General features: G+C 48.5%; 6 protein-coding genes and 1 pseudogene. 5 read left to right on the top strand and 2 right to left on the bottom strand.

The features are described 5' to 3' along the window. From LDL40_RS03995 to LDL40_RS03975, 5 genes are all read left to right on the top strand, one after another. A partial coding sequence (locus LDL40_RS03995) for a sodium/sugar symporter (RefSeq protein WP_300993845.1) occupies nucleotides 1–1,580 on the top strand: 1,580 nt, incomplete at its 5' end. A gap of 2 nt (nucleotides 1,581–1,582) precedes the next feature. After that, entirely contained in the window at nucleotides 1,583–4,159 is a 2,577-nt protein-coding gene (locus tag LDL40_RS03990; RefSeq protein ID WP_300993844.1) for a cellulase family glycosylhydrolase, read from the top strand. Between the two features lie 178 nt (nucleotides 4,160–4,337). Further along, nucleotides 4,338–5,774: an MFS transporter gene (locus LDL40_RS03985; protein WP_300993842.1), complete on the top strand. Its 1,437-nt coding sequence runs from the start codon at nucleotides 4,338–4,340 to the stop codon at nucleotides 5,772–5,774. A 37-nt stretch (nucleotides 5,775–5,811) separates the two neighbouring features. Then, a complete protein-coding gene (locus LDL40_RS03980; RefSeq protein ID WP_300993840.1) occupies nucleotides 5,812–6,822 on the top strand; it encodes a LacI family DNA-binding transcriptional regulator in 1,011 nt (336 codons plus the stop codon). A gap of 72 nt (nucleotides 6,823–6,894) precedes the next feature. Continuing rightward, the gene (locus tag LDL40_RS03975) at nucleotides 6,895–8,076 is read left to right on the top strand and encodes a GGDEF domain-containing protein (RefSeq protein WP_300993838.1); all 1,182 of its coding nucleotides are present in this window, start codon (nucleotides 6,895–6,897) and stop codon (nucleotides 8,074–8,076) included. Here the strand turns inward: LDL40_RS03975 and LDL40_RS03970 are convergent. Then, nucleotides 8,039–9,520, bottom strand: a complete 1,482-nt coding sequence (locus LDL40_RS03970; protein WP_300993836.1) for an NAD-dependent succinate-semialdehyde dehydrogenase — start codon at nucleotides 9,518–9,520, stop codon at nucleotides 8,039–8,041. The two genes, LDL40_RS03975 and LDL40_RS03970, sit on opposite strands and share 38 nt — an antisense overlap. After that, nucleotides 9,517–10,000, bottom strand: a pseudogene (locus LDL40_RS03965) (RNA polymerase subunit sigma-24); the annotation flags it as partial. The pseudogene LDL40_RS03965 and the gene LDL40_RS03970, both read right to left, overlap by 4 nt.

The following is a 10,000-nucleotide window of genomic DNA, read 5'->3' as shown; positions in this document are numbered from 1 at the left end:
ACAGGGTAAGGATAAAAATGACCTTAAGTAATTTAGATTTGGCGATCCTCGCTATTTACGTGCTGGGGCTGGTGGGACTGGCTTATTTCATTTCCCGTGAAGAAAAGGGCCACAATAAAGACACCAACGACTACTTTCTGGCCGGTAATACCTTACCCTGGTGGGCCATTGGTGCCTCACTGATTGCAGCCAATATTTCGGCTGAACAAATTATCGGGATGTCGGGTTCAGGTTATGCCATTGGTATGGCGATTGCCGCTTACGAGTGGATGGCTGCTATTACGCTGTTGCTGGTTGGTAAGTTTTTCCTGCCAATTTTCCTCAAACGTAAAATTTATACCATGCCGCAGTTCCTGCAGCAGCGTTTTGACAACAGAGTCCGCACTACGATGGCGCTGTTCTGGATGGCGGTGTATGTCTTCGTCAACTTAACCGCTGTGCTCTGGTTAGGTGCTCTGGCGATTAACACTGTCACTGGTGTGGATATGACCACCAGCATGTTCATTTTAGCGGCTTTATCTGTAGCATATTCCTTATACGGTGGCTTAAAGGCTGTGGCTTATACCGACATTATCCAGGTGGTGTTGCTGGTTGGTGGCGGTTTATTCCTGTCCTTTATGTCACTGGATATGTTAGGTGCAGGTAATGGTTTATGGGCTGGCTTTGACCGCTTATTGACTGAAGTGCCGGAAAAGTTCGATATGATTTTAACACCAGACAGCCCACATTATGTCAGCCTGCCAGGCTTGTCTGTGCTGTTAGGCGGCATGTGGATTATGAACCTGAGCTACTGGGGTTTTAACCAATACATTATTCAGCGTACTTTAGCGGCCAAAGACTTAGCCGAAGCGCAAAAAGGTATTGTGTTTGCCGCCTTCCTGAAAGTGTTGATGCCGGTGATCGTGGTGCTGCCAGGTATAGCTGCAGTCTTGCTATTGCCTGATTTAAGCAAGCCGGATCAGGCTTATCCTCAACTGCTGAGCATGATGCCTTCAGGTATTAAAGGTTTAATTTTTGCCGCTTTAGTGGCCGCTATCTTGTCGAGCCTGGCTTCTATGACCAACAGTGTCGCGACCATCTTTACTATGGATATCTATTCACAATTTAAGAAAGAGCAAAGCCAGCAGCACTACGTCAAAGTGGGCCGTGTGGTCAGCTTAGTGGCACTGGTGATTGCTGTATTTACTGCCAAACCTTTGCTGGGCGAATTTGATCAGGCCTTCCAGTATATTCAGGAATTTACCGGCTTCTTCACTCCCGGCATAGTGGTGTTGTTTTTATTAGGTATGTTCTGGGCCCGCACGACAGCCACAGCGGCCTTAGTTGCAGCTATCAGCTCTGCTGTACTGAGCTGGATTTTCAAAGTGACATTGCCTGAAATGCCATTTATGGACCGCGTAGGTTTGGTGTTCTTAAGCTGTTTAGTTTTAGCTGTGCTGGTGACTTTAGCTCAGCGTCAGGGCAAACATCCGCAAGCTGTCGAATTGCGCGATATCAGTTTTGCAACCCGCCCAAGCTTTAACTTGTATGCAGTATTGATCACTCTGATTGTCGCTGCCTTTTACATCACCTGGTGGTAACAATGCTGCGGACTTCTCTTTCTAAGGCTTTAGCAGCAGCGCTTTTTAGCGCCGCTGCCAGTGCTGCGGCAGCCAATCCTGTTGTTGTAAAAGATGGGGTGATGCGATGGCAGGACGGCTCTGAAGTCGCGCTGTTTGGTGTCAACTACAGCGCGCCTTTTGCTTTTGGTTACCGCTCTATTGAACGTTTAGGTCTGGATCACCGCGCTGCCATAGATATGGACGTGGACCACATAGCCCGTCTGGGGTTAGATGCCTATCGCGTGCATTTATGGGACAGATTGCTGGCCGATAAAGAAGGCAATTTGCAGGACAATATTCACCTGCAGCTGTTTGATTACCTGCTGCTGCGTTTAAAAGAAAAAGGCATTAAGGTGATTATTACCCCTATAGGCTGGTGGGGCAGTGGTTATCCTGAGCCGGATCCGGTAGAGCATGGATTCTCGGCTTTTTACAGCAAAAGCCAGATGAACCAGTCACCAGATGCCATTGCCGCGCAGAAAAACTATCTGACTCAGCTGTTTAAACACGTCAATCCGCTGACTGGTAAAAGTTATCAGCAGGACGATAACATTATTGCCTTTGAGATCTTCAACGAACCTAAACACGAGATCAAACCAGAACAAAGTGCGGCTTATATTGAAGAGCTGATTGCGACTATTCGTGCAGCTGGTGTGACTAAACCTTTGTTTTACAATACCAGTGAACAAGGAGATGACCAGGCTTTTGCCACAGCCTTGTGCAAGAGCAGTATAGATGGTGTGGCCTACCAGTGGTATCCAACAGGTTTGGTTAAAGGCAGTGTCATTAACGCCAATATGCTACCTGCGGTGGCGCATTACACCAATCCTTTTGCCAGCATCAGCCAATGTGGCACTAAAGCTAAAATGGTGTATGAGTTTGATGCAGCTGATGTGGCCAGTTCTGTGATGTATCCGGCTATGGCGCGCAGTTTCCGTGAGGCGGGTTTTCAGTGGGCAACCCAGTTTGCCTATGACGCTGCTGCTGTGGCTCATACCAATGCTGAATACAACACGCACCATCTGAATTTGTTATACACGCCGTCAAAAGCTCTTAGTTTAAAGATTGCAGCTGAAGTCTTCCGTACTCAAAAGCGGGCAGAAAAAGTAGCAGACTATCCAGCCAGTAATAGCTTTGCTGGTGTGACTCTGGATTATCAGCAGAACCTGGCAGTGCTGAATACTGAAACTCAATTGTTTTACAGTAACAGCACCAGTGTTGAACCTGTAGCGAAAGACCAACTGAGGCAGATTGCCGGTGTCGGCTCTTCCGACGTGGCGCAGTACAGCGGTTCAGGTGCGTATTTCCTCGACAAAGTCGCGGATGGCGTCTGGCGTCTGGAAGTATTTCCTGATCTGTTAAGCCTGCAGGACCCTTATCAGAATTCCAGTTTAAAACGTGAGGCCGGGCGTTTGTATGCCGCTGCACAGCAATTGAAGCTTGACCTTGCTGACCTTGGCAAGAGTTACAATCTGAAAGGTCTTAATACTGGCAATACAGTGCAGGCTTCGGCGCGCAACGGCGAAGTGACGGTACAACCCGGTGTGTACTTACTGACGGCCAAAGCCGCATTAGCAGAGCAATACAGCTCAAAAGTAGAGACAGATTTTTATCTGCCGAAGCCACAATCTACTGAATTGGCACTGGTGCATCAGGCGCAGCGTCAGACAGCGGTGGGGGATAAATTCAGCTTCAAGGTTCAGTTGGCAGCGCTTAGCAAGCCAGAAAAAGTAGAGCTGATGCTGCGTTATATGGGCGATCAGAAATTCAGTGCTTTTGAAATGCAACAGGTTGCGGGCCAAAGTGGCGCTTATCAGCTGGCTTTACCAAAAGACTGGACCCGTTCTGGTTTGCTGGAATACGGCTTTACGGTTACGCGTTCTGGTCAGGCTGTGACTTTCCCTGGTGCTGCGGCGGGTTCCGCGCAGGACTGGGATTTTGTCAACAAAGCACCGTACTGGACTATGCTGTTGCAGCCAAAAAATAGCCCTGTGCCTTTGTTTGACGCAACAGCGGATCGACAAAATACCTTGTATCCAAAAGATGCGACTGTGACTCAGCGTTATATCACCGGCGATATGGGCCAGGGTTTGGTGTTGCAGTTGGGCGTGGATTCGCTGAAAGAGCCGAAATCTGCCGCTTTGTTGAAAACTACCTTGTCGCTTGATAACAGCCTGCTGCAACGTGATTTGGCGAAGTACGATACGCTGGCTATTAAAATCCGTGCCGTGAAACAGCCGGAGAAGCTGCAGTTTGCCCTTCTGGACCAGCATGGTCTGGCCTATGGTGTGGATTTGTCAGTAAGCACTGACTGGCAGTATTTGCTGGTGCCTCTGGCAAAACTGTCCCGTGTCGATACCTTGCTGACTCAGGCTTATCCGGTGTTTCTGCCGCAAGCTGTGCCTGTTGAGCAAACCGGAACCTGGTCTGACGAACAGAAACTGGAGTTGATCCAGGGCCTGCAGCTGAAGTTTAGACAAGAGGCTTATTCAGCTTCTGAGCAGCTGGGTTGGCATGGGGTGGAGTTGGCAGAAGTGAGTTTGATCCAGAGGCCTTGATGCTCTGGCTTGAGTTTGGTTTGTCCAGGTTGCAATTGCCGCTTTGTGGCATTGCAACAGGGCTATTAAGCGAGGGAGTCAAACAATCTGACTGTAACCAAAGAAGATGAAGGTGCAGCTTCTGCTTTGACATGTATATAATCAGGTTCGCATTTTCCCTATTTAGCACAGGAGTGCTATGGCTCAGCCACTGCACCATTCAGCTCAAAAAACTGTTCAGCCTCCAATAGTAACCGGTACTCAGAAGCTGGCCCTTGGGGCTGGCTTTTTTGCGATGTTTTTTGCTCAGCAAAGCGTCAGTGTGCTGGCTATTCCTTTTTATCAAATGACTTTAGGGGTGGACCCGTTTTTACTGGGACTGGCCCTGACTCTGCCGCTGTTGCTTGGGACTTTATTAGGCCCCTGGGTTGGGCATTTATCTGATCATCACCAAAGTCGTTTTGGTCGCAGACGACCTTTTATTCTGCTGGCAAGCTGGGCTTGTTGCTTATTTTTTGGTTTGATTTGGATGGTTCCTGCAGCCTGGGGCGAATTGGCGCAGTTGCTGTATTTTGTGATTTTTTCTTTGCTGTTTTATATAGCGGCCACTTTTATGTCTGTGCCTATGACCTGCTTATCTTACGAAATGAGCCCGGATTACCATCAGCGCACAGAGATTATGGGCTTTACCACCTATTTTCTGAAGCTGGGTTCTTTGCTTTACCAGTGGTTGTTTCCGCTGGCTCAACTGGCGTTATTTAGTTCGGTTTTTGTTGGCATACGTTATGTGGGCTGGGGTGTGGCTTTGTTTATTTTTGGTCTATTGGGCACTCTGGCCGCCTGTTACAGCAAAGAAGTGGTGCATCGCTCTGCTGTGACTTTCCCGCCTGTGACCTTAAGGCAAAGTTTAAAAACCTTAAAAGCCAATAAAGGCTTACGGGTTTTGCTGCTGCTGACAGTGATCCAGATGGCCGGCGGTGCTTTTACTGCCAGCATGGACTATTACTTGCTGGTGTATTTTATTGCAGACGGCAATATAGCTCAGGGCTCTATTATTAAAGGCTGGTTGTCTATGGCTTATGCAGCTTTTGGTTTTTTGACCGTGCCTCTTATTGCGGCCCTGTCCTCTCGCATCGACAAAATAAAAGCGCTGCAGCTGATTTATGGCCTGACTCTGTTAGGCGGGCTCTGTAAATGGTTTATTTTTACACCACAAGGCTATACCTGGATTTGGCTGGATGCGTTGCTCTGCACCTGGGCCTGGACTGCTATGACCATGTTAATCCCGTCCATGATGGCGGATTTATGTGATGAAGACGAATTAAAACATGGCCAACGCCGCGAAGGGATCTTTGTCGCCATTCATAGTTGGGTGACCAGCTTAAGTGCAGCTTTGGCTTTGTTGTTAGCTGGCTTGTCGTTGAATTTGATTGGTTTTGATGCAGAGCTTGCTGCGGCGCAGCACCCGGACAGTATTTTCAGTATGAGGGTTATTTTAGCGCTGGGCACTATGGTATTTGCCATGTGCTCTTTGCTGATGTTAAGAAGTTATCATCTGGATGCACGGGGCTGTCTGCAGATCAGCACAGCTCTTGCTGCAAGTAAAAAACAAAATCAGGGTTCCGAGTCCATTTAGTTCGCGGTTTACAAGCAAACATAAAAAAAGAAAAATTATGGTCACAATTAAAGATGTTGCAAAAGTAGCAGGAGTGTCGATAGCGACAGTGTCCCGGGTGATCCACGATGGTCATCAGGTGGGCGAAGCTTGCCGAGCCAGGGTTAAAAAAGTGATTGCTGAGTTGGGGTACAGACCCAACAGCAACGCCCGTGCTTTGGTCAGTAAAACCACCAACACCTTAGGCGTTGTCACACCTAAATTGTCGATGCCATTTTTTGGCAGCTTAGCCAGTGGTGTCGAAAAAGGTGCTCGTGAAAATAACTATAAGCTGCTGATGAGTAACTCTTTGTATGAGACCAAATCGGAGCAGGAGGCGATAGATTCACTGAGGGATCACAATTGTCAGGCCATTATTCTGCACAGCGAATATTCAGATGAAAAAACCTTATTGAAGCTGGCCAAGGAAATTCCCGGACTGGTGCTGATTAACCGCTACATGCCTGCTATTGCCAACCGCTGTGTCTGGCTGGATAACGTCGCTGGCGCGCGGCAAGCGACTGATTATTTATTGAGCCGTGGCCACAGCAAATTTGCGGTCATTACCAGTATTTACCAAAACGGCGATCCGGGTTATCGCTTGCAGGGTATTCGCGAATCGCTGAAGCTGGCTGGTTTGCAGCTTGCTGAAGCTGCCATTGAAGAGTCCACGGCCAATATGGAGGGGGGCGAGCAGGCTGTGCAGGCTTTATTGAATAAAGGCATTCAATTCACCGCATTGCTGGCTTACAACGACTTAATGGCGATAGGTGCTATTCACGCCTTGTTCGCCGCTGGCCTGCGCGTGCCTGAAGATGTGTCAGTAATAGGTTTTGATGATTTAATTGTCAGCCGCGCCTGTCGTCCACGTTTAACCACTATGCATTATCCGGTCGAAGAAATGGCCAGTTATGCCACCAAACTGGCGATTCAGCTTAGTGATACCAGCACAGAGCCAGAACACCGCACTCATTTATTTATACCCACGCTTGTTGAGCGGGATTCGGTGGCCGATGCCCCTAAGTCATAAAAGTTCACTTGTCAGCAAGGTTTCCGGCTGGCAGCATCTGAGATCGCTAAGGTTTTTGTTAAGTGGTTGGCTATGAATCAGCATCTGGAATGGTTTTTACCTGAAAGACATAAAGCTTATCGTTTGCGACGGCTGGCAGCCGATTTGTATCAACGCTCCCAGATCGGGCCACTGTTTTATATTCTTGGCGTGGCTTTAATTTGTGTTCCTGATGCGTTGCTACAGCAACGTTATGATATTTATTTGCCTGTGATCGCGGTTTTTGTCGTGATGATGTGGTTACGTAAAGCCAACAAAGCTCCGGCTGCGCCTAAAGCTGGCCAATTCAAGGCCTGGTATTTGAGCCATTGGTTATTGATAGGCACCGGCTCTATGTTGTGGGGGCTGTTTGCCGTAGTGATACTGAGTTTTAACCAACAGGTGTCCGCAGCTTCAGTGCTGGTGGTTTATCTTTGCACCATAGCGTATGGCTCGGCCAGTGTGCAGGCTTATGCTCTGGATCTGAAACTGAATTTAATTAATATTTTTTTGTTATTCGCGCCAGTGGCTTTGTGGTCAGGGTTCAGTAGCCAAGGCTGGCAAACTGCACTGACACTGCTGCTTTTTTCGGTTTATCTTTATGCGGCAGCCAAAAGAGCGGCAACAGAATACCAGCAACAAATTCAGGTGGAATATGATTTGTATTGCAGTGAAACTGAATTACGCCGCCTTACCTTAGTGGACGAGTTAACAGGTTTGTTTAATCGTCGTCACTTCAATGACGTGATAGAAGAGGAGTGGCCCAGAGCTAAACGTCAGCAGGAGCACTTAACATTAGTGATTGCTGATCTGGATCATTTTAAACAGATTAATGATTTGCATGGTCACCCTGTTGGCGACGAGTGTCTGGTGTTATTTTCCTCTTTGCTGCGAAGCTACTTTTCTCAAGAACAGGGCCAATTGATGAGGTTAGGAGGAGAAGAGTTTATTTTGGTGTTGCCCGGTAAAAAGGCGACTGAAGCCTTGTGTCGTATCGAAGAATTGATGGGGCTGATCACCACTCAAAGCTTTCATTGCAGCGCAGGTGAGTTAAAACTCAGTGCCAGTTTTGGCATAGCCAGCGCAGATTTTTCTGTGGATGCCAATTGGTCTGACACCTTAAAAAGAGCTGATGCGGCTTTATACCGGGCTAAGGCTGCGGGCAGAAACAGGGCTGAAATTGCTACCAGTCAAAACCTTAAAGCCCACCCAAACACAAATACTTCAACTCTGTAAAATCATCCAGACCATAGCTTGAGCCTTCGCGGCCCAGCCCTGATTCTTTGACGCCGCCAAAAGGCGCGGCTGCGTTGGAGATTAAGCCTTCGTTGATGCCAACCATACCATAGTCCAACGCTTTGGCAACCCGGAAAATCCGGCCTATATCACGGCTGTAAAAATAGCTGGCAAGGCCTGTTGGCGTGTTGTTGGCAAGCTCTATGGCTTCTTGTTCTGTATCAAACACACTGATACAAAGCACTGGGCCAAAAATTTCAGTTTGGCTGATGTGCATAGCAGGGGTGACGTCTGTGATGATAGTAGGCTGGAAAAACAAGGGGCCTAAGTCGGCATCAATAGCGCCGCCTAACAGCAGCTCTGCGCCTTGCTCCAGCGCCTGATCCAGCAGCCTTGCTATTTTATCGACCGCAGCCTGATTAATCAGTGGCCCTATCTGACAACCCGCCTCCAAACCAGAAGCCAGTTTTAGCGGTGCTGTTGCCTTTATCAGTAGCGCTAAAAAAGCGTCATACACAGGACGCTGCACTAAGACTCGGTTAACACAGACGCAGGTTTGACCGGCATTACGGAATTTGGCTGCCAGTAAACCCTGCACCGCAGCAGGTAAGTCGGCGTCATCAAACACAATAAAAGGCGCATTGCCGCCCAGTTCCATTGATACTTTTTTCACTGTGGACGCACATTGCGCTAACAGGGTTTTACCCACTGGGGTGGAGCCGGTGAAACTGAATTTTGCCACGCGGCTGTCTTTGGTCAGGACCTGTCCTATAGCTTTAGCATCTGTCCCAGTGATGATATTAAAAACGCCGCCGGGAATGCCGGCACGACTGGCCAGTTCAGCCAAAGCCAAAGCAGATAAAGGGGTCAGTTCCGAAGGTTTTACCACAAAAGTACAACCCGCCGCCAAGGCCGCAGCGGCTTTACGTAAGATCATGGCATTCGGGAAATTCCATGGCGTAATAGCGGCCACTACACCTATCGGCTGTTTCAGTACTAAAATCTGCTGATCGGTTTTGGGCGCAGGAATAATATCGCCATTCATACGTTTGGCTTCTTCTGCGAACCAACTGACAAAAGAAGCACCATAACGTACTTCGCCTATGGCTTCACTCAGGGGCTTGCCTTGCTCCAACGTCAGGATGCGGGCCAGATCGTGCTGATGCTCCAGCATCAACTGATACCAGCACATCAGTTTGGCTGAGCGTTGTGCAGCAGTAAGACCTGACCAAAGAGGAAAAGCTGTACTAGCAGAGGCGACCGCTTGCTCTGCTTCTGTTGCACCTGCTTCAGCGATTAAGGCCAGTAAGCTGCCATCTGCAGGATTATGAACAGCAAAATGTCCGCTGCGGCCTGATTGAAATTGTCCGGCAATATAGCTGCTATGGTGCAGCAAAGCGCTGTCACTGAGCAGAGCAAAAGCACTATTTGTCTGATTTGTCATGGGTTTAACTTTAGAGTAAAACTGGTTTTGCCAGTGTAGCCTAATTTTTCCAGGCGCTTTTGCAAAAATCGTTGTTCCGCCAGTTGGCTGGTTTTATTTAATGCGCTCTGATAATACAGCCTGGCCTGTTGTATCAGGCCAAGCTTTTGGTGCAAATCTGCTAAAGCGGCGTCGAGTAAATGGTACTGTGCCAATTCGCCACTTTGTTCCAGAGCTAACAGTAGCGGTAGCGCAGCTGCCGGTCCCTGCGCCATACTGATCGCTACAGCCCTGTTCAACAGCACTATGGGCGATGGTTCAAAGCGGTACAATACATCATACAAGGCAACAATTTGTGGCCAGTCTGTTTGTGCCGCTGACAGGCTTTCGGCGTGCAGCGCTGCAATAGCGGCTTGCAGCCCATAAGGTCCTATACGTCGTCCTGATAGCGAGCGTTCTACTAATTGAACCCCTTGTTGAATTAAGTTTTGGTCCCACAAA

Source organism: Rheinheimera sp., from assembly GCF_020217005.1.
GTDB lineage: Bacteria > Pseudomonadota > Gammaproteobacteria > Enterobacterales > Alteromonadaceae > Pararheinheimera.
The sequence above is the reverse complement of the archived record's forward strand: the minus strand, read 5'-3'. Positions and strand labels throughout refer to the sequence as shown.